This is a genomic window from Acuticoccus sediminis, from assembly GCF_003258595.1.
In the GTDB taxonomy this organism is placed as follows: Bacteria; Pseudomonadota; Alphaproteobacteria; order Rhizobiales; family Amorphaceae; genus Acuticoccus; species Acuticoccus sediminis.
This window is the reverse complement of the sequence record NZ_QHHQ01000001.1, coordinates 991,078-1,016,194: the sequence shown is the minus strand read 5'-3', so window position 1 is coordinate 1,016,194 and position 25,117 is coordinate 991,078. Positions and strand designations below refer to the sequence as shown.

Genomic DNA, 25,117 nt, shown 5'->3' with positions numbered 1-25,117 from the left:
CGGAGGACAAAAAAATGGCCGCCTCGCGGGCGGCCAGTCTGTCGAAGGTGGATGTCGCACTCGGACGGGGGACGACCGAGAACCACAGGTTACCTAATGCCCCAATCCGGACTTGGTTCCGTGCCGCTGCACTTTTTTTCACTTATCCCGGCGGCCCCGTCATAAGGCGAGGCTTTCTATGGAACATGTGCGCCCGGAGGCCGGCTCAGAGGTAGGCCACGGCCAGCACCGCGCGGTCGGCCATGCCGAGGCAGATCTCGACCTCCGAGCCGTCGGGAGCCGCGATCGCAGCCGCGCCGCCGGCCGGGTCGAGCATCATGAGCGCGAAGGCCGTCGGCTGTCCGTTGAGCCCGGTGCCCAGGCACTTGGCCGCGGCCTCCTTGGCGCACCACGCAAGGAGGACGTCCACCTCGCCGCAGGCGCCCATCTCGTTCATGTACTGCCGCTCCGCGTCGGAGAAGCCGCCGGTCATGATGTCGGCCGGCTGCGCCCGCCCGAGGACCTCGAGGTCGATCCCCACCGGCACGCCCGGGGGCGCGGCGACGGCGACCGTCTCGCCCGCGACGTGCGCCACGGAGATCTCCGGCACCGCGCCGAGGATCGCTAGGCCCTCGGGGTCGATGTACGGCTTCCCGTCGGCGTCGACGCGGATGATGATGTCGGCCGGCAGCACCCCCATGTCGAGGTGGCGCATGAACCAGCCGCGCGCCGCCTCCTTCATGGCGACGCGGCCGAGGAGCCACTCGTCGGCCCGCCTCGGCTTGCCGGCGAAGGTCGCCCATTCCGCCCGCTCGTCGCCGGAGAGCACCGTATGCGCCAGGACGCGACGCCAGATCCCACCGGCATCGTCGAGGAATCCGGCCGGGAACGCCGGCACCTGCCACACCACCGCCCCATCGGGAAGCTCCGCGAACAGGTCCGACACCTCGTAGCCGTAGAACTCGTCCCGCGGCTGCCAGCGGGCGCGGTAGTAGTTGTGCGGCACGTCGAAGAAGCGGTCGTGCCAGCCCGTCACGCGGAGCAGCGGCTCGCCGCCCGCGCCGATGCAGACGAAATCGCCCCGGAGGTAGTTCGTGCCGCCCTCGCCCTCCTCGAAGCCGAGGCGGCCGGACATGATCGCCCCCGCCGTATCCTCCCGGCCGGCGTCGAACAGCTCGATCAGGTCGATCCGCGAGGGGAAGGACGAGAAGTCCGTCCCCATCCCCTGCGCGATCCAGAAGGCAGTGACGTGCCCGACCTGGTCGAGCAGCGCCGGGTTCAGGACCAGCCGCGGCCGCTCCCCGTCGCGGAAGAAGCCGTCGAGCGGCGTGTCGGCGAGGATCGCGTCGAGGCCGGTGTCGTCCCATGAATGGAGGCTCGCGACGCCCTGGAAGAGCGGACCGTGGAACATCCCCGTCCGGTAGAGCTGCTCGTCCGACCACAGCGGCCATTGCGGCTCGGCCAGCGGCGTGATGGCGACGTCACCCGGCACCGCCGGTGACGTGGAGAGGACGACGGTGCCCTCCACCAGCGGTCCGCCGAGCGCGTCGACCACCCGAACGACGACCACCGCGTCATTCTCGCGGTCGGCGAGGCGCGTCGCCTCGATGCCGATGGTGCGGGCACCCTCGTCGAGCGAGACCCAGTTGTAGGCGCGAACCTTCTCGAGCCGGACCGGCGCGAGGCCGTCGGTCAGGGCGACACCCGCCTCCGCCATCATCTCCATGGTGACCGCGAGCGGCACCACCGGAAGCGCGCAGAGGTCCCGGTCGAGGTCGGAGACCTCCATCGCGTAGAGGACGTGGTGGCGCAGGAACGCGTCGGCCGCAAGGGCGAGGTCGCACTCGGCGACGAGGCGGCGCCCGTCGTTGACGCCGATGCGCTGCAGGAACGGGTAGGCGCCGGCCGGCGGGCGCGAGACGGCCGGGTGCTCGGCCGGCGCGACAACGTCCTCGGCCGCAGGCGCCTCGGTCGGAGCCTCCACGGCCTGCGGCGGGCCGGCCGGGAACATCGCCGCCCGCAGCTCGGCGATCTTGTCCTCGGGAAGGCGGATGATCGGCAGCGTGTTGGAGATGACCGTCTCCGGCCGCCGCTTGGCACGGTCGCCGACGACGTCGGACGGGCCGAAGCGGCGCCCCTCGAACAGGGCGCCCACCTCGACCGGCACCCCGCCGACCCACAGGCGCGCCAGGCTGTGCATGAGCTGCACCAGGCTGGAGCGGCGGCGGCTGCCGAAGGCGACGGCCAGCACGTCCTTGCCCTGGAGCGTGTTCTCGATGAACCCGGTGAGGTTGGCCGACGGGCCGAGCTCGATGAAAGTGCGCACGCCGTCCGCGTACATGCGCTCCACCGTCTCGGTGAAGCGCACCTTGCTCTGCCACTGGAGGGCAGCGAGCTTGCGGATCTCCTCCGGCGTCTCCGGCATCGGCGCCGCACTGGCGCAGGAGTAGACCGGCATCCGCGGCGCGGCGAAGTCGAGCTGCGCGTAGATCCCCTCCACCATCTCCGCGACCGGGGCGAAGAGCGAGGTGTGGTACGGCCGGTCGAACGGCAGGAAGGCACACAGCGCGGACTCCTTGCCCGCCTCGGCGACGATCTTGTCGAGTTCGGTGCGCTGGCCGTAGAGGACGGTCTGCTGCGGGCAGTTGTCGAGCGCGACGTGGACGTCCTCGGCGGCGCCCGCCAGCGCGTGGACCTTCTCGCGGGCGAGGCCGCCGATGGTGAGAAGCGCACCGCCGGAGATGGTCGTCGAGTCCTCGATGGCCTTGTAGAGCGTGTTCAGCTCGCGGATGCGGCTCTCCAGCTCGTCCCAGCCCGACGCGCCGAGGACCTTCGCCTCGTAGAGCGCGGCGTGCTCGCCGGAAGAGTGGCCGACGACGCAGTCCGGCTTCAGCCCCAGCCGCGCGGCGACGGCGGAGAGGGCCCGGCTCGCGATGAACGCCGACTCCGAGCCCATCTCCAGGCCGAAGAGGGCGCGGTCCAACTCCGCCTTGGTGTCGGAGGCGAGGAGGGTCGGCGGCGGATAGACGGCTTCCGACGGCCGGAAACCGCGGGCATCGCCGTAGAGGCCGTCCCAGAAGTCGAACCAGCGGCGCGCCTCGGGAAAGGGGCCGAGGATCTCGGCCAGCATCGACTGGTATTGCGCCCCTTCGCCCGGGAAGACGAAGGCCACCTTGCCGTGCCCGTCGCCGTCCGAGCCGTAGATGCCGGAGCGGACCTGGAAGCGGGCGCGGCCCCCCTCGATGCGCTCCCGCGCCTTGGCGAGGCGGTCGGCGAGCTCGTCTGTGCTGGTGGCGACGATCGCGACCCGCACGGGGCCGACATTGCCGTACCGTTCGGCCAGCCCCTTGGCGATGCCGCCGAGCGGCTCGCCCTTGAGTGGCCCGGCGACGGCGGCCTCCAGCTCCCTGATGGCGGCGACCAGCCCGTCGCGCGTCTCTCCGGCGAGGACCATCAGCTCGACGGGCCAGAAGGCCGGGCGCGGCGGGTTCGCCTCGGACTCGGGCGCCTCCTCCAGCACGGCGTGCGAATTGATGCCGCCGAAGCCGAAGGCGTTGACGCCGGCCCGGCGGGGCGCGTTGCGAGGCTGGATCCAGGGCCGGGTCTCGGTGTTGACGTAGAGGCGGCTCTCGCCGAGGCCGATCGTGGTGTTGACCTCGGTGCACACCGTCGGCGGCAGTGTGCGGTGATGGAGCGCCAGCGTCGTCTTGATGAGCGCGGCGATGCCGGCGGCGGGGATGCAGTGGCCGATGAGCGACTTCAGCGCGCCGAGCGCGATCTCCGGCACCGCCTTGCGCCTGGCACCGAAGACCTCGCGCAGCGCCGACACCTCGGTCTGGTCGCCGAGCGGGATGCCGGTGCCGTGCGCCTCAATGAGGCCGATCGTGTCCGGCGACACGCCGGCGTCCTTGTACGCGCGGCGGATCGCGGCGATCTCGCCCTCGAGGCGCGGCGCGAGGAGGCCGGATCCCTTGCCGTCCGACGACTGGCCGAGGCCCTTGACGACGGCGTAGATGTTGTCCCCGTCCCGCACCGCGTCGGCGTAGCGCTTCAGGACGATGGCGCCGACGCCCTCCGAGAGGAGCGTGCCGTCCGCATCCTCCGAGAACGGCATGACGGTGGAGGACTTCGACAGCGCGTCGAGCTGGGTGAACACCATGTTCACCTCCGCCGGGATCGCGCCGTTCGCGCCGCCGGCGATCATGAGATCGCTGCGCCCCGCGCGCAGCTCCTCGACCGCCGACAAGACGGCGAGCAGCGAGGAGGAGCACGCCGCGTCCAGGATGTAGTTGGGGCCGCGCAGGTCGAGCCTGTTGGCGATGCGCCCGGTCATGACGTTCGGCACGAGGCCCGGCGCGGTGCCGGCGTTGAACGGCGGCAGGTGGTCGAGGAGGACCTCCCGCATCCGCGCGAGCGCGTCCTCCGACACCCCGGGCAGGAGGTCGCGCAGCAGGCCGACGGTCTGGTCGAGCACGACGCCGTGCTGCACCACGTTCGCGTTGCCCCGGTGCAGGTACGTCGAGTGGCCGAGGATGATGCCGGTCGTCTCGTGGTCGTAGCCGTCGAGGTAGCCGGCGTCGGCGAGCGCGTCGCGGGCGACCTTGAGGGCGAGGAACTGGTCCGGCTCGGACCCGTCGACGGAGTTCGGCATGATGCCGAGGGACGCCGGATTGACCCGGCACAGGTCGCCGAGGAAGCCGCCGGCGGAGGTGGTGATGCGGGTCGTGCTGTCGGAGCCGAGGTAGCGGTCCGCCTCCCACGCCTCGACGGGCTGGCGGATCTGCACGGACTTGGCGCAGATGTTCTGCCAGAACTGGGCGGGACCGTCGGCGCCCGGGAACAGGCAGCCCATCCCGATGACGGCAACGTCTCTTGCTCGATCAATCCGGCCAGCGTCGGCCATCGAAATCTCCGATATCACTCAAGGGTTCGCCGCCCGGCCGTCGTACTCGGCGACGTCGCCGCGTCTGAGAATGGCCCGGCCGTCCGGAGTGGCGCCCATCGCGACGGCGGCGGGGCCGGCGCCTCGCCGCCCGGCGGCGCGTCAGACGCGCACGTCGCCGTTCCAGCCGCGGAAGCGGTTGAGCGCCTCGCTCGACGTGCTCTCCAGCTCGTCGATCACCATCACCGTGCGGCCGTCGTCGTCGAGCACGAGCACCTCCGAACAGAGGGCGTTAGGGGCGGCCGGGTCCTCCCGCACCCGAAGCACCATGCGTGCGGCGGGACCGGCGCCGGCGAAGCGGCGGATCGGCCCGATGCGGTTCGGCAGCGCCGGGGCGTTGCGGTGGACGCACGACCAGACCCAGGCGAGCTGAGCGGCGGAGTCAACCAGCGAGGGGTCGAACAGCCAGCCGGCGTCCGCCGCGACGGGGCGCATGAACTCGGCCGGGCCGCGCCCCTCGACGGAGGCGACGACGCCGGTCTCGTCGAGGCCGACGATCTCCGTGACCGCCTGGAAGCAGGGGCCGTGGAACAACATCTCGCGGTAGGCCTGGCGCGCCGACACGCTGGCGGGGCGCGGGTCGATGATGTCGCTCACCGTCTCGGCGTCGGGCAGTCGGTCGGCGAGCTGGACGGCGGCGCTGTAGTGCGGCGCGCCCTTCGGCCCGGCCGACTTGATGCGGACCGAGGCGGAAAAGCCCGACGCGTCGCCGTGCTCGCTGCCCTGAACCACCAGCTCGACGGGCACGTCCCGGTCGCCTTCGAGGCGCAGACCCTTGAGGAGGCGCACGTCCGACACCTCGGTCACGGTCCAGCCCGGCCAGACCATCGCCGCCGTCTCGGCCGCGAGTTCCAGCGCGCAGGCGATCGGCAGGACGGGAACGCCGTCGATGCGGTGCTGCGGCAGGTAGAGGTCGGACGCGACCGAGAGCGTGCGCGTGACGAGCCGCCCGCCGCGCTGGCCCTCGGTGTTCGTGGCGCCGGGCAGGAGCGGCAGGGCGCTCGGCTCGCCGGCGACGGCCTCCGCCGCACCGGGGAGAAGCGCGCTCTGGTCGGTCTCGTGGCGCTCCCACGGACCTTCGCCGAGCACCACCTCGACGACGTCGATGGGGCCGCGGAAGATCTCGTCGCGGCAGGCCTCGGCACCGCCGACCGGCTCGACAAGGATGACGCCCTTGCCCTCGAACTTGCGGCGCGTCTCGTCCGAGACCATGCCCGGGCCGTGGCGCGTGCCCGCCCAGGGGCCCCAGTTGAGCACCGCGACCTTGACCGTCTCCGGCCATTTGGAGCGGAACTGCAGGGCGAGGCGGTTGAGCAGCTCGTTGGCGGCCGAGTAGTCGGACTGGCCGGCGTTGCCGTAGCGGCCGGCGACGGAACCGAACATCACGAAGAAGCGCAGCCCGGCCGGATCCAGGCCGCGGGCGATGGCGAGGGCGCCGAGGATCTTGGTCTCGACGACGCGCAGCCAGCTCTCCGCGTCCTTCTCGACGAGGAGGCGGTCCTCGATCACGCCGGCGCCGTGGATGACGCCGTCGACGCGGCCGAAGGTGGCGTAGAGGTCCTTCACCATGCGGGTGATGGCCTTCGGATCCTGCGCGTCGGCGATGCGGTACTCGACCCGCGCGCCGGCCTTCTGGAATTCGGAGAGGTTGGCAAGAATCTCGCGGTCGCGCTGTGTGGCGCGCACGATCCGCTCCACCTGCGCGGGCTTCACGGGCTCCTTGCGGGCCTTCGCGTCGGCGATGATGGCCGTACGCAGCTCGGCCACCGTCCCGGCGGCGGGGAAGCGGTCGGCGTCCGGCTCGGGGAGCGGCGTGCGGCCGACGATGACGAAGGTCACGCCCGGCCGGGCCAGCGCGTGGAGCGCCTCCGCGGTGATGCCGCGCGCGCCGCCGGTGGCGATCACGACGGCGCCCTCGGGCAGCGCGTCGCGGTCGGGTCCGGCCGCGATCTCGACGGCCTCGCTGCGGAAGACGGTGCGGGTGGCCTCGGGGTAGCCCACCTCGATGCGCCCGCCGGGCACGCGCAGCTCGTCCAGGACGAGCGCGGCGTTGACGTCCTTCGGAGCCTTGGAGTCGAGGTCGACCGCCTTGGCGACGGCGTTCGGCCACTCTTCCTTGACGCTCTTGGCAAGGCCCGGCCCGCCGCCTTCGAGCTTCAGCGCGTTGACGCGGCCGTCACGACCGAAGCGTCCGCCGAGACCGGAGACGAGGACGATGCGCCCGCCGTCCGACAGCGACCTGCCGAAGGCGCGCAGGGCCTGATGGGGAAAGAGCTCGTTGCGCAGCAGCTCGTTGCGCCACTGCGAGGGGTCGCTGTCGGCCGACATGCGGGCCGCGGAGAGCGGCGCGGCGTGGACGAATCCGACCACCGGGAAAGCGGGATCGATCGTCACGTCCTGCAGCGCCTTGAGGTCGGCCGGGATCAGTCTGGCCCGGGCGCCGGCCTCCTCGATGAGCCTGACGAGGGTCCGGGCGACCCCGCCTGCGTCCTCGCTGACGAGGTAGGTGCCCTTCGGCAGCGCGAAGGCTGCCGGAGCGCCGAGAGGTTCGGCATGGGCCTTGAGAATGTACCGAGACGGACGGGCGGATGCCGTCGCCGCCGGGGAAGAGGTGCCCGTCTCGGTTAACTCAAAAGGGGCTGTGGCCCCCGCACCCGACCCGATGCGCTCGGAGAGGGTGTCCAGAATGCCGTTGAGGGTCTTCTGCGCGTTGAGCGTCTCGCCGAGGTCGGCGACGTTCGGCTGCACGCCGGCCGGCAGGCCCTTGAGGAGCGCGCCGACGATCTCGACCCGCTTGATCGAGTCGATGCCGAGGTCCGCCTCGAGGTTCTGGTCCATGTCGAGCATGTCGCGCGGGTAGCCGGTGCGCTCCTCCACGACGCCGAGGAGGATCTCGGAGATCTGCGCGCGGCCGAGGTCGGCGCTCGCCGGGGCCGCCGCGACCGGCGCGGGGGCCGGAGCGGGCGCGGGCGCCGGTGCCGGAGCGGGAGCCGGCCGTGACGCCTCGGCGACGGCGGTGCCGTTCGCCTTGTGCGACGCGCCGTTGAGGCCGTGCCCGTGGTCGTGACCGTTGGCGTAGCCGCCGTTGCTCATCGGAGCGGGGGCCGGAGCCGGATCGGGCTCGTAGGCCGCGGGCGCCGGAGCGGCCAGACGGCTCGGACCGGGGCGGGCACCGCCCAGGTCGCCGCGGGCCGGAAGGCGCATCGGCTCACGCCGGGTGCGGGCCGGGAGGCTCGGCTGCTGTGCCGTGCCGGCGGACACGTCCGTCCCGCCGAAGTAGGCCAGCATGACGCCTTCTTGAACATCCAGGAAGCGCTGCATCGTCGCCTGAAAATCGGCGAGCGACGCGTCCTGCGCGGCCGTTCGCGTCGAATCCACCATTCGAACTCTCTCCTTTTTCAATGTGTCTCTGCGGCCCAAGCGCGTTGCCGACCTGGCGGTCACACTGTTGCGAGTCTCCTGGGTTGAGTCGGATGCCGACCGCGCCGCTCCCCACGTTTCTGCCGGGCCATGCGACCCGTTGAGCCCCGGGATCTCCGCCCCGGTGGATGTCGGGGCATGTGCCCCGTCGTTCGTTGCGCCGTTCATCGCAGCGACCGGCGCGTCTGCCGCGAGGGTGCGCGCGGACGCGCGCGCGGCCCGCTCGGCCTCCGCGGCCTCGAGGGTGAGGACCGGGAGAGGCGGCGCGCCGACGGGGCGGGCGCCGCTGCCGTTCAGCCACCACATGTGCCTCGCCGGCGCGGGCTGGCGCTCGTGCGCCTTGAAGTCCGTCGCGAGGGCGCGGCAGTCGCGGCCCTGCCAGAGCCGCTCGAGGTCCAGCTCGGCTCCCTCGGCGAGCATCGCGCCGAGAGCGCGCAGGAGGCCCTCGAGACCGCCCTTCCCGTCGTCGATCGACACCGACCTGCAGGGGCGGTCGCCGAGCACCTTCCGGACCATGCTGGCGTGCGCCGACTTCGGCCCGACCGACAGGAAGACGCGGGCGCCGGCCTCGTACATCGCCTCGATCTCGGCGACGAACTCGACCGAGCTGGCGAGATGCGCGCCCATCGCCGCGGCGACCCCGGCGGGGTCCGCGTCGTGCGGCTTGCCGGTGGTGTTCGAGTAGACCGGGAAGGCCGGGGCGGCGAGCCGCATCGCGCCGATATGCTCGGCGAGACGGGCGCCGGCCTCGGCGATGATCGGTGAGTGGAAGGCCGCGCCGACGGTGATCTTCTGGCCGGAGAGGCCGGCCTTCTCCATCGCCTTCAGCGCCGCGTCGATCCCGGTCCTGGTGCCCGACAGCACCGTCTGGTCCGGAGCGTTGTGGTTGGCGACCCACACACCCTCGATGCCGGCGAGCGCGGCCTCGATGTCGGCCCGCTTGCCGCGGACGGCGGCCATCGTGCCGAGGTCGCCCTCGCCCGCCGCCTCGATCATGAGGCGGCCGCGCAGCTCGGACAGCTCGAGGAGCTGGCCGAGGTCGAGGACACCGGCGGCGTAGAGGGCGACGAACTCGCCGTAGCTGTGGCCGGCCGCCATGTCGGCGGTGACACCCAGCCGCTTCAGGAGCGCCAGCAGCCCGGTTTCGACCGCGCCCAGCGCGGGCTGGGCGATGTCGGTCCGGGTGAGGCGGGACTGCGCCTTGTCGCGCGCGGCCTGATCGTAGAGCGCGCGGGCGAAGACGGCGCGGCTGAGGCGCCCGCCCGGCAGGCCCTTGCCGGCCATGACGTCGGCGAGCACCGTGTCGGCCGCCTCGAGTCCCGCCCGGGCTTCCTCGAAGAGGAGCGCCAGCTCTCGGAACATTCCGACGTACTGCGAGCCCTGACCCGGGAAGACGAACGCCGTCTTGCCGGAGGCGAGCAGCGGCGCGGCGCTGAATGCGGCGCCGGCCGGGGTCGCGGCCTCCGGATCGGCGAGCGCGGCGGCGAGCCGGGCGACGGCGGCCTGCGGGTCGGCGCGGCCGTCGACCACCAGCGAGGCGGTCACGCCCCTGGCCGGGAGCTTGCGCGCGAGGGTCATGGCGAGGTCGCGCACCGCGGGGCTGTTGCCCTCGAGGCGGTCGGCGGTCTGCTTCACCGCAGCGGCAAGGGCGGCCCGGTCCGGCGCGCGCCAGACGAGGAGCTCGTGCGACCACACCTCGCGCGGTGCCGGCGCGGGGGCGAGACTGTCGTATTCCTCGACCGTCACGTGGAAGTTGGTGCCGCCGAAGCCGAAGGCGCTGATGCCGGCGCGGCGCTTCTCGCCGTCGCGAACCAGCCAGGGCAGCGCCTCGTCGACGATGTAGAGCGGGGCGCCGTCGGCGCTGAGCTTGCCGTTCGGCTTGTCGAGATAGCCGTGCGGCGGCAGCGTCTTGTGATAGCAGGCGAGCGTCGCCTTCATGAGGCCGGAGATGCCGGCGGCCGCCTTGGTGTGGCCGATCAGCGTCTTCACCGAACCGATGGCGTGCTCGCCCTCGACCGCCGCGCCCGCTTCGCTGAGCGCGCGCGAGACGGTCTCCAGCTCGGCCGTGTCGCCGGCGACGGTGCCGGTGCCGTGCGCCTCGAACAGGCCGACGGTGGTCGGCGAGTAGCCGGCCATCTCGTAGGCGCGGCGGAGGGCGCGGATCTGGCCGTCCGGATGCGGCGCGGTCATCGACTTCGCGCGCCCGTCCGACGAGCCGGCGACGCCCTTGATGACGCCGTAGATGCGGTCGCCGTCACGCTCGGCGTCGGCGAGGCGCTTCATCGCGACGACGGCGATGCCCTCGGAAATGGCGATGCCGTCGGCGGTGGAGTCGAACGTGCGGCAGCGGCCGCGCGGCGACAGCGCCTGCGTCTTGGAGAAGCAGAGGTAGCCGAAGGGGCCCTGCACCGTGTCGACGCCGCCGGCGATGACGCAGTCGGACCGCCCGGTCTCGAGCTCCAGAACGCCCTGGTAGACCGCCGTCAGCGAGGAGGCGCAGGCCGCGTCCACCGTGTAGTTGACGCCGCCGAAGTCGAGCCGGTTGGCCGAGCGGCCGGCAGCGACGTTGAGCAGGATGCCGGCGAACGAGTCCTCGGTCCAGGTCGGCAGGCGCTCGGCCGCCGCGGGCTCCAGCTCGCCGAGGAAGCGCGGCATCTCCGAGCGCACGGCGTACTGGGCGCCGACGTCACCCGCGCCGCCCGAGGCGCCGAGGATAATGGACATCTTCTCGCGGCTGTCCGGCGCCGACTCGATCCCCGCGTCGGCAAGGCAGCGGCGCACCAGCTCCAGGGTCATGAGCTGGAGCGGGTCGACGGACCGGATGGAGTTCGGCGGCATGCCGAACTTCAGCGGATCGAACAGCAGGTCGCTCGAGAAGCCGCCCCAGCGCGAGTAGATCTTGTCCGGCGCGTTGCGGTCCTCGTCGAAATAGATGCGCCAGTCCCAGCGCGTCTCGGGCACCTCGGAGATGGCGTTGACCTTGTCGAGGATGTTCTCCCAGTAGGCCTTCACCGTCTCGGCGCCCGGCAGGGACGCGGACATGCCGACGATGGCGATCTCGGTCGGCTCGCCGCGGCGCGCGGTGCGCGCCGCCTCCAGCGCGGACTCCGTCCGGCGCGCCCGGGCGGCTTCGAGGAGCGCGTGGCCGCCGACGGAGATCTCCTCGTGCAGGTCGGCCACCGTGGTGACGGCGTCGCGGATCGTCGCGACCTGGCCGATCATGTACATGCCTTCGGTCTGCTGGCGCTCCAGCGGGACCTCCTGGATATCCCCGTTCGGCCCGCCGCGCTCGGTCCCCTTGGAGGCGAGGCGCAGGCGGCCGAGCGACAGCGCCTCGAGCTCCTCGCGCGCGTCGTCGGCGGAGACGTTGCCGGACTGCAGCTCGCGGCGGCGACGCTCGAACTCGTCCGTGAAGGGGCTTTCGGCGGCGCGCGAGGCGTGGCCGGGACCGGTCTCCAGCGTGTGCGTGGTCCGGCAGGACAGCGCGGTCTTCTGGAATTCCGGCACGATCGCGCCGGCCTCCACGATCTCTCTGGTGAAGAGGTAGGCCGTGCCGACGAGGACGCCGACCTTGAAGCCGGCTTTGGCGAGCGGCGCCGCGATGGCCGAGACCACGGCGGCCGACTGCGCGTCGTGGATGCCGCCGGCGAAGAGGACGTGGATCTCCGCGTTCTTCTCCGGGGTACCGGCGTTGGCGAGGAGCGTCGTCACCATCGAGTCCCAGAGGACGAACGAGGACAGCGGGCCGACGTGGCCGCCGCATTCGCGCCCTTCGAGGACGAACTTCTTCGCGCCCTGCTCGATGAACATCGTCAGGAGCCGCGGCGACGGGACGTGGAGGTACGTGGCGATGCCGTCGTCCTCGAACGCCTTTGCCTGATCCGGACGGCCGCCGGCGATGAGGGCGAACTTCGGATTGTAGCGCCGCGCGACCTCGACCTGCGCGGCGACGAGCTCGGCCGGCGCGAATCCGAGGAGGCCGAGGCCCCAGGGCTTGCCCGCGAGACGGTCCGACGCATCCTTCAGAAGCGCCTCGACGGCGTCCGGCCGCATCAGCGCGAGCGCCAGCATCGGGAGGCCGCCCCCCTCGCCCACCGCCTGGGCGAACCCGGCATCGTCGCTGACCCGGGTCATCGGGCCCTGGACGATCGGGTACAGGGTGCCGTGGGTCGCGGCGACGCCCTTGTCCCTGCCGAGCGGATCGGTCTCGAGCGCGAGGTCGAGGCGTGCCTCGGTCTCGGCGAGCATCGCCGCGGCGAGGCGCCCGAAGGTGACGTACCTGGCCGCGAACGGGGCCGCGAAAGTGGCTGCCTGGCCGAGCGGGACGATGTCGACCGCGGGGTCCGCCCAGCCGATCCGGGCCGTCACCACGGCCTCCGCGTCCGCGTCCGCGGAGGTGCGGATCGTCTCCCGCAGGGCACGCAGGTGCCGGAAGGACGGCTTCTCGAAGACGCGCCACGTCCGGGCGCCGGCGATGACGCGGCCGGTCTCGAGCCCGGTCAGGTCGTTCAGCGCGGCGCGTGCCTTCTCGGCGAGCGGCGACTCGGCGAGGAGCAGAAGCTGGTCGTCGAGCACGACGCCGGCCGCGCCCGCCGCCCGCACCGCGGAGGCCGAGTGCATGCCGATCCCACCGCGCACCCAGACCGGGGCCGACTGGCGCGCCAGCGCCTTCTGCATGAGGATGAACGCGGTCTCCTCGCCGACGAGACCGCCGCACTCATGGCCCTTCACCATCAGCGCGGCGTGCCCCTCGAGGGCGGCCAGGCGGTCGTCCCAGGCGATCGCCTCGACGATCACCTCGACGCCGAGGGCGATAGCGGCCGCGATGAGCCCGGGGTCGGCGAACACGTCGGCGGCGTCGACGACGAGCCAGCCTAGGCCGTCCTCCACGGCGCCGGCGACGGCCGCGAGGGCCGCCTCGTCGAGCGGACCGAGCTTCACGCCGAAGGGCGCGCGGGTGCGGCCCCGCAACGCGGCGATCGCCTCGTGCGGGAAGGGGCCGGATTCCGCGTTCAGGATCCCGAGATGGCCGGACCGGTCGGCGGCGAACACGAGCCGGGCGTCAGGCAGGCCGGCCGGTGTCAGCGCAATGATCCCAAAGCTCTCGCTCGCCATGGACGCGCTCCCGTTGTGACGTGAATGATCGCGGTTCACCCGGCCCTACCCGCTCGAGTTCTATGCTTCGGAGATCTTGGCCGGCTCGTCGGCGGCCGCCGCGGGCTGCGGCTCCGCCGTGTCGGCCGGAAGGAGGGAGGACAGACGCGCGACCTCCGCCTCGAGCTTGGTGACGCGGGCCTCGAGGTCGCTCTCGCGCTGGGCGCGGACCTGACGGGCGCGGGCGGCGAGCGGCCCCTCGGTCCCGCCAGCCGCGGGCTCCCCGCCCTGGTTCTGACGGCGCGCCTCGATGATGCGGCGCAGGATCTCGCCGCGCGGACCGCCCTGGCCCGCGGGCCCCTGCCCGGCGAGGCCCGGCGCCGCGGCGCCCCCGGCGGCCTGACCGCCGACACCCTGGCCGCCCGCGGCCTTGTCGTTCATGACGCGGCGCAGGAACTCGCCGCGCCCGGCGCCGGCGCCGAGGCCGGCCCCGTCGGCGAGGCCAGCGGTGTCACCGGCGGCCCCGTTGGCGGCGCGGCGACGCTGCATCATCTCGCGGAACGCTCCGCCGCCCGCCGGGCCCGCCGGCCCGGCCCCGCTCGCGGTGCCGCTCTGCCCGCGCATCGCGCGCAGGTTCCGCAGGCGCTCCCGCCGCTTGTCCGCCTCAGAATTGCTCATGCCTTCCCCTCAGCCATGGTCTAGACTCAATCCGTTTCGTGCTGCCAAGACTGCTGGCTAGGGCCGCAAACCTTCGAGAAACGGCACGGTGAACGCGATTTCATGCATCACCGGGCCATGCCCGAAGTACCCGCCTTCGCCAAATGCTTCGCCGTGATCGCCGACGATGACGAAGTACGTGTCCTCAGGCACCTTCCCGAGAAGTTCACCAAACAGATTGTCGACGTACTCGACACACCGAACCTGTTGATCGTGAAGCGACTTCATCATCGCCTCGTCGAAGAACTCGTCCTCGACCTTGCCGCCGCCGTCCCCGCCTTTGGCCAGCGACTTCACCGCGCCATGGACACCAGAAATGTGAGGCAGATTTTCGCCCGAAAGCATGTAGGGATAGTGCGTCTCGCCCAGGTTCAAGAAATAGTAGCTCGGCACGTCTGCCGAAAACTCCATCTCCTTGACCATACCGGCAAAATCGTTGTGGTTCGACATCAACTTGTAGTCATCGAAGAATTTGTTGATGGCGGTAAACGGGTTCAGGACCGGCATCGAGACGCGCGCGACGGTGCGATACCCGTTATCTTTCAGAAGCTTGGGCAACGACAGTTCAGGGATGAAGTTCTTGAACCCCAGGTTCGGGATGCCGAGCCGGTCGACCCACGCGCCGAAGTCTTCCTTGTAGACTTCCGAAGCATAGACACCTTGCGGGCTCTTGTGAGGCACGAGGCCCATCGTGAAGGTGTAGTGGGACGGAGCGGTCCACGAGGCGTAGGAATACCGCTTCTCGGCCTCGCCGAGACGGTCGAAGTTCGGGGTCTTCGCACGCACGAAGCTGTCGAAGCGGCAGCTGTCGAGGACCATGAACACAAGATTGCGCGGCATTCGGTTACGCACCCGTAGTTTGGATCGATCGAGGAGTTCGGTTGCGCCGGAGGCCCGCGAAGCGGCGTTCGGCCGGCGCGGCCTCGCGTTGCGCCTGCATCGCGTCGGCTAGGTAGGCCTGCACCTTCCGCGCCTTCGTCTCCGGCGTGTCCGGCGCGTCGAGCATCGACGTCAGGTCCGGATGCGTCTCGGTGAACTCGGGCGCGCCGAGCATCGCGGCGCGATATTCGTCGATGGCCTGCTCGTAGCTGCCCATCGCGACGTAGGTGTCGCCCAGGCGCTTGTGAACGAAGGCGGGACGGCGGCTGCCACGCAGCACGCCGCGCAGCACCTTCACCGCCTCGGCATGCTCGCCGAGGTCCGAGAGGCAGTCGGCGACGCCCATCGCGAACGGCTGGGAGCCTGGCTTCAGCTCCAGCGCGGCCCGGAAGGCGTCGAGCGCGTCGCGGGTGTGGCCCTGGGCCTTCAGGACGGCGCCGAGCGTGGCGTAGGGGGCGGGCTTGTCCGGCGCCTGCTCGATGGCCTGCATCAGCAGCGGCTCGGCCGACGCGTAGTCACGCTCCTGAATGTAGAGGCGGGACAGGCGATAGGCGGCGACGCCCATGTCGGGATTGGTGTCGAGAACGCGCAGGAGCTCGGTCTTCGCGCCGGCGACGTCCCCCATCTTCTCGAGGTTGCTCGCCAGCATGAAGCGCGCGGCTGTCTGCTGCGGATTGCGCTTCAGCGCTTCGCGCAGGCGGCTCGTCGCCTCCTCGAGGTCGCCCTCCCGGGCGAAGATTTGGCTCATGCGGATCTGCGAGGTGCCCCGGCCCGGATCGACCTGGCCGGACTCCTCGTAGTCCTCGAGGGCGCCGTCGATGTCGCCGAGACGCTGGCGGGCGCGGGCGCTCATGTTGAGCGCCATGGTCGACTGCGGGTCGATCTCGAGGGCGTCCTGGAAGTACTTGAGCGCCGTCTCGACGTCGCCCTCCTGCATATGGACTTCGCCGAGACCGATGTACCCGAGCGTCACGTCGGGATTGGCCTCGACCATCGCGACGAAGGCCGCGCGGGCGTGCTCAAGCTCGCCGCTCCGCAGATACTGCATGGCGGTCTGAACCTCGCGGCGGAGCCGCAATTTTGTCCTTGTGTCCATTGTGCTTCTCACCGCTGGCGCCCCTCAAATCGCTGGATTTAGGACGAGGAGCTGCCCCCAAATCGACATAGTTGGAGCGGTTGCCCAGCCGCTCCCGAACCGTGCCGCCGTTGCCGGCCGTCACGGGTTTAGCGATGCCTCCCCACCTCGAAGTTCAACAGGTCACGCCCGGTCGATCGACCGTGTGCCACCCAACATCACCAGCACAACGACACAGCCATTCCGTATAGAGACGGAGCCCCTGCAATAATTTGGGCCATAACAACTGCGTCGTTCGCCACACCTGTTGGGGTGCACCGCACCCATCCCGTCCTGACCGGACGGTTCGGTCAGAACATTTCCCGACGCGGGGACACGAAAATGTAATCGCTGACATACAAACGGTCCTTTTTGTCAGCGTTTGTCTGCGTCGATATGCACCAATTGTGGACATTGTCTATAAAGTTCGCTGCGCTAAATCGCAACCACCCAACGCGCCCCCTCTATGCCATCGGCGTCACAACTTCTCCGTTTTTCGCGAGCAGTAACGCGAACGTCACATGGCACCCGCGACAATAGAGATCCCCTCGCCTGCCCTTCATGCTGCACCACACCGGCAGGATCTTCTTCTTGCAAATCCCCGGCCAGAACCGCGCGGCCCGGCGACCCGCCAACACTGCGGTCACCGAATCGTGACCTCGCAACTGCACTATTGTGCCGTCGCCAGACAGCAACGACCGGCTTCGGACGAGTCCAAAGCCGTCTCAGGAAATTGACAATACTGGGAAATCTCGAGGGCCTTGCGGGCCCGGGGCCGCTGTGCGGTGCAGCGAACGGCCGCCGATCGGGGCCTGCGTCGCGCCGAAGATCCGGACGCCGTCGTCGGCGTCCGGATCTTCAATTGGGAGTTCGGCCCTATTTTTGACCAATCGATGAACGGCTGGTCACGGCGCCGGGGGACCCGGCGCCGCCCTGCCTCGCGTCCGGCCTCAGACCAGGAGCAGCGTGAGGCCGGGGAAGAGCAGGATCAGCACCAGCACGAGGAGCTGGATGCCGATGAAGGGCAGGAAGCCCTTGAAGATGTCCGGCAGCGTGATGTGCGGCGGCGCGACGGACTTCAGATAGAAGGCGGCCGGCCCGAACGGCGGGGACAGGAAGGACACCTGCATGTTCACGCAGAAGAGGATGCCGAACCAGATCCGCGCGTCCCCGGCGGTCATCCCGAGGTCGAGCTTCAGGATGATCGGCAGGAAGACCGGCATCACCAGGAGCACGATCCCCACCCAGTCCATCAGCGCGCCGAGGAACAGGAAGATCAGCATCATGATGAGGATCACCGTCATCGGCGGGAGGTCCGCCCCGGTGATGAGGTTCGCCACGTACGCCGGCCCGCCCGCGATGGAGTAGGACCCCGCGAGCACCGTGGCGCCGAAGGTGACCATCAGGATGGTGCCGGTCGATTTGAACGTGCGCTGGAGGGACTGGTAGAACAGCGACCACGTGAACTCGCCGCGCAGGATGATGAAGAGCAGAACCGCGACGACGCCCATGCCGGCCGCCTCGGTGATGCCCGTGACGCCGCCGTAGATCGAGCCCAGCACGACGAAGACCACGACCATCGGCGCGACGAGGCCCTTGCCCATCGCCCACCCCTCGCCTGCGATCCTTCGGCCGAACGCGACGGAGACGAAGAGCAGCAGGACGACGGCGGCGACGAAGAGGCCCACGGCGTCGATGACCGGATCGGTGGTGAAGAAGCCGGACGTGCGCCCGCCCACGGTGCCCTGCGCGAGCAGGAGGAGCCCCGCCGCCACCGCGATGCCGGAGAAGAGCGTCATCAGGAACGCGGCGAAGCGCACCGGCTTCTGCCAGCCGACGAGGTCGTCGTCGCGCGGCTCCGGCAGCGGCGCCAGCGACGGGTTCAGCTGTGTGCGGACGATGATGTAGATCAGGTAGAACGAGGCGAGGATGAAGCCCGGGATGAACGCCGCCGTGAAGAGCTTCTGGATCGAGGTCTCGGTGACGAGGCCGTAGATGATGAGGACGATCGACGGCGGGATCATCGTCCCCAGCGAGCCGGAGGCGCAGATCGTGCCGATGGCGAGGTTCTGGTTGTAGCCGAGGCGCAGCATCTGCGGCAGCGCGATCAGGCCGAGCAGCACCACCTCGCCACCGATGATGCCGGACATCGCAGCCATGATGATCGCCATGATGGCCGTCACCAGCGCGATGCCGCCCCGGGTGCGCGACAGCCAGATGTTGAGCGAGCCGTACATGTCCCGGGCGAGGCCGGAGCGCTCCAGCAGCGACGCCATGAAGATGAAGAGCGGCACCGAGATGATGACGTAGTCGGTCATCAGCCCGTAGATGCGCTGCGAGAAGACCGAGTAGGGCCCCGTGCCGAACTGGCGGAACAGGACATCCGGCCCGAAGCGCAGGTAGAGCACCACCACGGCGAGGAAGCCCGACGCGAAGCCGAGCGGCATGCCGATGGCGAGCAGCACGACGATGCCGATCAAAAGGATGATCGAGATCGTGGCGATGTGCATCCCCGAGACCTTCGGCAGCTGGCCGTAGAGCGCCCAGATCTGGTCGCGCAGCGGCTGCGTGTCCGGCGCGGTGGCGAAGTCCGGCGGCAGGACGAAGATGAGGACGGTGGCCGCGACCGCGAGCAGGACGGCCGCGGCGCGGTCGTGGCCGCGTACGGCCATCACCAGGAATGCGGCGATCGCGAGGATGAGGACGAGCAGCCAGGGGTAAAAGGGCATCGTATCCAGTCCGTTGGCGCGTGGCGCGTCAGCGTCAGTCGTGGCGGTCGGTGATGGTGTCGCGGTAGGAGTCGCGCAATTCGCCCACGACGTCGTCCTCGACGAAGCCTTCGGGCATCGGCGTCTCCTTCCAGTCCGCGATCAGGTTGGCGATGGCCTGGAGGATGATGAGGCCGGACACGATCAGGATCGCCGGCTTCATCGTCGCCGGGATCGGCGGATCCCAGGCCGTGCCGAAGGTCTCCCAGCGGCCATATTTCTGCACCGCCTCGTTCAGCCCGCCCATGATCACCATGAAGGCGAAGATGCAGATGCAGATGGTCGAGATCACGTCGAACAGCCGCTGCACGTTGCGCGGGACGATGTCGTAGAGGAGCGTGATGCGGATGTGGCCGCGCTGCTGCAGCACGTAGAGCCCGGCGAGCAGGTAGATGAAGCCGCCGATCCACAGGCTCATCTCGTTGACCCAGAGCGTCGGCTTCTCGAAGAAGTACCGCATCACGACTTCGTAGAACATGATCGCAACGATGACCGATACGAGGAACAGCCCGACGCGGCTGATCGCGAGGCTGATATAGTCGATCGGCGATTTGGGTTTGACTTCATACATGGCGATTGGAGCCTCGAGATCTCGGCACATCGGATCGGGTCGGCGGACCGCACCCGCCGGACGGAAGCGGACGCGGCGGGCCCGGACCTGCCGCGTCGCGGTTGCCGCGGCGGGCACGCCCTGCCGCGACGGTGCCGGTGCACCCGGGCGCCGCGGCGACCTCCCGTCGCCACGTGCCCGTCAGGCCCCGCCGGTCGCCCCGGACCGAGGGGGGTGCCCACTTGCCGGATCGCTTCCGGACGCGGGCGGATGCACCGGGGCGCCGGGCGATCCCCGGCGCCGGCGGATTACTGACCGTCGCCGATCAGGCCGATCTGGGTCATGAAGTCCTTCTGCGAGGCGACGATCGCCTTCGCGCGGTCGGAGTCGGCGTAGGTGTCCCACGCCTTCACGGCACCCTCGCGGAACGCCTTGCGGTCCTCCAGCGACCAGGCGTGGAGGGTCTTGCCCGCCTCGCGCAGTTCGTTGGCGGTCATGGCGATCGCCACCTCGCCGGAGAGCGAGTCACGGAAGGAGAGCTTCTCCCAGGCGACCTCGATGATCCGCTTGATGTCGTCCGGGAACGACTCCCACTGCTCCAGCCGCATCGCGAAGTGGTCCGCCGGCATCGAGTGGAAGCCCGGGTACGTCGCGTGGTCTACCACGTCGTAGATGCCGAGCGACTTGTTGACCGAGAGGTTCGAGGCGTCCGCCCCGTCGATCACCCCGGATTCCATCGCGGTGAAGATCTCGGTGAAGTCCATCACCACCGGCGACGCGCCGAGGTTGGCGAAGATGTCCGTCTCCATCCCCGGCGGCGAGCGGAACTTCCAGCCCTTCAGGTCCTCGACCGAGGCCAGCGGCTTGGAGGAGGACAGCGACTCCGGCCCGTGCACCCACCAGCCGACGAGGAACATGCCGTACTCGGCGTAGAGCTCGCGGGCCATCTCCAGGCCGCCCGCCTCGTAGAGCCAGGCGTACATCTGCCACGGCGTGTCGTAGCCGCCCATCGGATCGCCGACGAACTGGAACGCGGTGTCCTTGCCGACCTGGTAGGACGGCTGCGTCGTGTCGCCGTCGAGGATGCCGTTGATCACGGCGTCGAACGTCTCCGGCGACTTGACCACCGCCGAGGAGAAGAACGGCTCGACCTTGATGCGCCCGCCCGACATGACCTCGATATCGTCGTAGAACTGCAGGAGGTTCTGTCCGGGCAGCGATGCCTCGGCGAAGAGGCTCTGGATGCGCAGGGTGTATTCCTGCGCCTGGGCGCCGACGGGCAGCGCGAGGCACGCCGACAGCGTACCGATGGCGATCGCGTTCTTCATTCTTCCTCCCTGTGGAAACGACCCGGCGTTCTTTCGCCGCTCGGGCCCCATGGACCGCGAACGCCGCGGCCCCGTGTCGACGGGCGCCGCCGGTCCTGCGGCGCCACGAACTTCAATGCTTCGGTCTGCGGGCAAGGGCCGGGCCGCACTCGGGCCCAGCGTCGCCGCCACGCGCGGGCGCTCCTAGTCGCCGAGGAGGCCGATGGTCTTCAGGAATTCCTTGTGCTGCGCGACCAGCGCCTTGGCGTTGTCGGTCGTCGCGAACTCATCCCAGGCGGAGACGGCGGCCTCGCGGAACACCCGGCGATCCTCCGGCGACCAGTCCTCCAGCACGATCCCCTTGGCCTCGAGCTCGTTGGCGGCGCGCTGGATGTCGACCGCGTAGGCGAGCGTCGTGCGGAAGGCGAGCTTCTGCATCGCCACCTGGATGATCCGCTGCAGGTCCTCGGGCATCGAGTCCCAGACGGTCTTGTTGATCGCGAGGTGGTCCGCCGGCATCGAGTGGAAGCCCGGATAGGTCGCGTACTTCGCGATATCGTAGAGCCCGAGCGACTGGTTGGTGGAGAGGTTCGACGCGTCGGCGCCCGAGATGATCCCCGACTCCAGCGCGGTGAAGACTTCGGTGAAGTCCATCACGATGGGCGAGGCGCCGAGGTTGGCGAAGATCTTCGTCTCCATCCCCGGCGGCGAACGGAACTTCCAGTCCTTGAGCGCCTCCGGCCCGTCGATCGGCTCCGACGAGGCGAGCGACTCCTGACCAGGAATCCACCAGCCGATCAGCTCCATTCCGTATTCGTTGTAGAGCTTCTGCGCCGCTTCGAGGCCGCCGCCTTCGTAGAGGAAGGCGTACATCTGCCAGGGCGTGTCGTAGCCGCCCATCGGGTCGCCGACGAACTGGAAGGCCGGGTCCTTGCCGGTCTGGTAGGCGCCGCCGGTCATGTCACCGTCGAGGATGCCGTTCACCGCGGCGTCGAACGTCTCGACCGACTTCACGACCGCCGAGGAGAAGAACGGCTCGACCGCGATGCGCCCGCCCGACATCACCTGGATGTCGTCGAAGAACTGCGCAGCCTGCCGGCCGGAGACCGATTCCGGCGACAAATGGGTCTGAATGCGAAGCGTGACGTCCTGCGCGAAAGCGCCGGACACGGAAAAGGTCGCCAGCGCCACGCCGGCGAGCAACGTGCGGATCATCGTTTCCCCCAAAGCCGTGCTTATGCACCGTTTTCTTGGGGCCTTAGCCCCTTCCCAACAGAGTAGCCGACACTGAACCCGCCAGCAACAGCTACATCATTGTAGAATATTAGTTCCTGAGGTCTCGCACGACAAAACTGTGATGCCGGTCAAATAAGCAAGGCCAATGGGGTCCCATTTCATGTGCACCGGGCGGGCAGCTCCCGTTCGTTCGGTGCGATCCTCCTCGCAACTGGCCCCTGGCGCCCCGCGCCGGGGCCTTTTTTTTGCCCGGAGGCCGCAGACGCAAAAAGTGTGACGTGCGTCAAACCCGGCCGCGCCTGACGGGACCATCTTCTGGGAGCCGGCAAGGGCACCGCTTCCCCGCCGCCGGCGCGATCTCCTCGACACTGATCCCGGCTTCGGCCGGGACCTTTTTCGAGAGCGACACGGAGCTCACCGAACCGACTTCAGTCCGATGACCCAAATCCATCAACTGCAACCGAGCTTCAGACCGATGAGACCTTGCAACGCTTTCCCGGTCATCCCCTGTCGCCTGCCGATCGATCTCGCACAGTTCGAGACCGCTGAGGTGACGGTGGGGACCGACACCACTTTCATCTTCCACACCGCCGACGGCACCGCGATCACCGTGGTCGGCTGCGGCTTCCGCTTCGAGCCGCGCGGCCGGCGCCTGGTCGCCGGCACGGTGAGGGCGATCTTCGTCGTCGACGAGCGAACCCACACGCCCATCGCCTCGCTCGAGGGGCTCTCGATCGACATCGCCGCCTCGATCCGGGACGAGGCCCTTTTCGAGGCCATCGGCGCCTGACGCCAGGCGCCCCCCGCCATGGCGGGCGAACACACGCGGCCCCTCCTCCCATTCCGAAACGGTTTCGGCGCGTCAGCCGAAGAGCGCACCCTGGCCCGGGCCGCGGGGCGCCTCGATGCCGAGATGCTCGAACGCCCGGGCCGTCAGCAGGCGGCCGCGCGGCGTGCGCTGCAGATACCCCTGCTGCAACAGGTACGGCTCGACGATGTCCTCCAGCGCGTCGCGCGGCTCGGAAAGCGCGGCGGCCATCGTCTCGATCCCGACCGGACCGCCGCCGTAGTTCTCGGCGATGAGCTTCAGGTAGCGCCGGTCGAGCGCGTCGAGCCCCGCGGCATCGACGTCGAGCCGCAGGAGCGCGGAATCGGCGATCTCGCGGTCGATCGCCTCCGCCCCGCCGACGATGGCGAAGTCCCGCACCCGGCGCAGCAGCCGGCCCGCGATGCGCGGCGTCCCGCGTGAGCGGCGGGCGATCTCGACCGCGCCCTCGTCCGTGGTGGCGATCCCCATCAGGTTGGCGCCACGGCGGATGATCGTCGTCAGATCCTCCACCGAGTAGAATTCAAGGCGGAGCGGGATCCCGAACCGGTCCCGCAGCGGGGTCGTCAGCAGTCCCAGGCGCGTCGTCGCGCCGACGAGGGTGAACTTGGCGAGGTCGATCTTCACCGAACGCGCCGCCGGCCCCTCGCCGATGATGAGGTCGAGCTGGAAGTCCTCCATCGCCGGGTAGAGGATCTCCTCCACGTGGGGCGACAGGCGGTGGATCTCATCGATGAAGAGGACGTCCCGCTCCTCGAGATTGGTCAGCAGCGCGGCGAGGTCGCCAGCCTTGGCGATCACCGGCCCGGAGGTGGAGCGGAACCCGACGCCGAGCTCCTTGGCGACGATCTGCGCCATCGTCGTCTTGCCGAGGCCCGGCGGGCCGACGAGCAGCACATGGTCCAGCGCCTCGGATCGCGAGGCCGCGGCCTTTACGAAGACCTCGAGGTTGGCGCGGGCCGCCGGCTGGCCGACGAAGTCGGCGAGGCGCTGCGGGCGCAGGGCGCGGTCGTGGTCGCCGTCCTGCTCCTCCGGGGAAAGGGTGCGGTCGCTCATGCCGAGAGCACCTTGAGACCGGCCCGGATCAGCTCGGCGGCGCCCGCCTCAGGCCGATCCTTGCGCGCCGTCATCGCCGCGCTGCGCGCCGACACTTCGTCGTAGCCGAGATTGGTGAGCGCCGAGATGGCGTCGGCCAGTGCATCGTCCTCGGCCGCCGCCACGCCCGCGGAGGCTCCCGCCGCGGCCGCCGCGATGGCGATGCCCGGCGCCGGGGCCTTGGACTTCAGTTCCGTCGCGATCCGCTCGGCGACGCGCTTGCCGACGCCCGGCGCCCGCGCGATCGCCGCCCGGTCGTTCGTCGCGATGGCGACCGCCAGCTGGTCGGCCGGCAGCACGGATAAAACGGCGAGTGCCACCTTGGCTCCCACTCCCTGCACGCTCTGCAACAGGCGGAACCAATCACGCGAGACGTGATCGCGAAACCCGTAAAGGCGGATGAGGTCCTCGCGCACCAGCGTCTCGATCACGAGCGTCAGCGCCTCGCCCGTGGCCGCGGCGGCGAGATCGCGCGTCGGCAGGAACACCTCGTAGCCGACGCCGTTGACGTCGAGGATCAGCGACTCCCGGTCGACGTCCGCGACCGTGCCGCGCAGGCGCCCGATCATGCGGCGGCCCAGGCGCGCGCGGTGCGGTGGCTGGCGTGGCAGATGGCGACCGCCAGCGCGTCGGCAGCGTGGTCGCTCTTGGCCGTCGCGCGCGGCAGCAGGACGCCGATCATGTGCCGGATCTGGCGCTTGTCGGCGTGGCCGGCGCCGACGACGGACTTCTTCACGAGGTTCGGCGCGTACTCCGATACCGGAATGCCCTGCGCCGCCGGGGCGAGGAGCGCGATGCCCCGCGCCTGGCCGAGCTTCAGCGTCGCGGCGCCGTCGCGCGATACGAACGTCGTCTCGACGGCGGCCTCCTCGGGCGCGATCTCCGCCACGACCTGCTGGAGGCCCGCGTAAAGTGCGGCGAGACGGACGGCGAGGGGCGCGCGGGTATCCGAGGTGATGGTGCCGGATCCGACGAACGACAGCGCCGACCCGTTGACACGGATCGCCCCCCAGCCGGTCGCCTGCAGCCCCGGATCGATACCCAAAATCGTAATCATGCCGCTCCCTCAGGACGCGGGCACGATATCAGCCCAAAGTGAACCGTCCGTCACCCGTTTCACGCCGATACCGCGACGCGGTCCACCGCCGAGCCGCACCGGACCCGCCGCAGCGCCGGGACGCGCCCGAGGG

The 25,117-nt window shown here is 70.1% G+C and carries 13 protein-coding genes; 1 reads left to right on the top strand and 12 read right to left on the bottom strand.

Annotation, left to right across the window (positions count from 1 at the left end; genetic code table 11):
* Positions 1-205 precede the first annotated feature (205 nt).
* The 9 genes from DLJ53_RS04310 to DLJ53_RS04270 form a co-directional block, all read right to left on the bottom strand.
* On the bottom strand, positions 206-4,882 hold the full coding sequence (locus DLJ53_RS04310; protein ID WP_111342651.1) for a type I polyketide synthase: 4,677 nt from the start codon (positions 4,880-4,882) through the stop codon (positions 206-208).
* A 141-nt stretch (positions 4,883-5,023) separates the two neighbouring features.
* The gene (locus tag DLJ53_RS35490; protein WP_111342650.1) at positions 5,024-13,456 is read right to left on the bottom strand and encodes a type I polyketide synthase; all 8,433 of its coding nucleotides are present in this window, start codon (positions 13,454-13,456) and stop codon (positions 5,024-5,026) included.
* Between the two features lie 60 nt (positions 13,457-13,516).
* Positions 13,517-14,113, bottom strand: coding sequence for a hypothetical protein (locus DLJ53_RS04300; RefSeq protein ID WP_111342648.1), 597 nt, complete (start codon positions 14,111-14,113; stop codon positions 13,517-13,519).
* Positions 14,114-14,170: 57 nt separating this feature from the next.
* Complete coding sequence (locus DLJ53_RS04295; protein WP_111342647.1) at positions 14,171-14,992, bottom strand: sulfatase-like hydrolase/transferase; 822 nt, start codon at positions 14,990-14,992, stop codon at positions 14,171-14,173.
* A gap of 4 nt (positions 14,993-14,996) precedes the next feature.
* The gene (locus DLJ53_RS04290; RefSeq protein WP_111342645.1) at positions 14,997-16,127 is read right to left on the bottom strand and encodes a tetratricopeptide repeat protein; all 1,131 of its coding nucleotides are present in this window, start codon (positions 16,125-16,127) and stop codon (positions 14,997-14,999) included.
* Positions 16,128-17,095: 968 nt separating this feature from the next.
* Entirely contained in the window at positions 17,096-18,874 is a 1,779-nt protein-coding gene (locus tag DLJ53_RS04285; protein ID WP_244935001.1) for a TRAP transporter large permease, read from the bottom strand.
* A gap of 34 nt (positions 18,875-18,908) precedes the next feature.
* Positions 18,909-19,484 carry a TRAP transporter small permease subunit gene (locus tag DLJ53_RS04280; protein ID WP_162408881.1) on the bottom strand — a complete coding sequence of 192 codons (576 nt, stop codon included), beginning with the start codon at positions 19,482-19,484 and terminating at the stop codon, positions 18,909-18,911.
* A gap of 287 nt (positions 19,485-19,771) precedes the next feature.
* Entirely contained in the window at positions 19,772-20,791 is a 1,020-nt protein-coding gene (locus DLJ53_RS04275; RefSeq protein WP_111342642.1) for a TRAP transporter substrate-binding protein, read from the bottom strand.
* A gap of 183 nt (positions 20,792-20,974) precedes the next feature.
* On the bottom strand, positions 20,975-21,985 hold the full coding sequence (locus tag DLJ53_RS04270) for a TRAP transporter substrate-binding protein (protein WP_111342641.1): 1,011 nt from the start codon (positions 21,983-21,985) through the stop codon (positions 20,975-20,977).
* A gap of 496 nt (positions 21,986-22,481) precedes the next feature.
* Here DLJ53_RS04270 and DLJ53_RS04265 point away from each other — a divergent pair, with 496 nt between their 5' ends.
* Entirely contained in the window at positions 22,482-22,796 is a 315-nt protein-coding gene (locus DLJ53_RS04265; RefSeq protein ID WP_146619889.1) for a hypothetical protein, read from the top strand.
* Between the two features lie 72 nt (positions 22,797-22,868).
* On the opposite strand, the gene ruvB is transcribed toward DLJ53_RS04265, so the two are convergent.
* From ruvB to ruvC, 3 genes are read right to left on the bottom strand one after another with little or no spacing between them, the layout of a single operon-like run.
* Positions 22,869-23,888: a Holliday junction branch migration DNA helicase RuvB gene (ruvB, locus tag DLJ53_RS04260; protein ID WP_111342638.1), complete on the bottom strand. Its 1,020-nt coding sequence runs from the start codon at positions 23,886-23,888 to the stop codon at positions 22,869-22,871.
* Positions 23,885-24,496 (bottom strand): Holliday junction branch migration protein RuvA, encoded by a 612-nt coding sequence (gene ruvA, locus DLJ53_RS04255; protein ID WP_111342636.1) that lies wholly within the window; start codon positions 24,494-24,496, stop codon positions 23,885-23,887. The genes ruvB and ruvA overlap by 4 nt, the downstream gene beginning before the upstream one ends.
* Positions 24,493-24,984, bottom strand: a complete 492-nt coding sequence (gene ruvC, locus DLJ53_RS04250) for a crossover junction endodeoxyribonuclease RuvC (RefSeq protein WP_111342634.1) — start codon at positions 24,982-24,984, stop codon at positions 24,493-24,495. Before ruvC ends, ruvA begins: the two co-directional genes overlap by 4 nt.
* Positions 24,985-25,117: the final 133 nt, after the last annotated feature.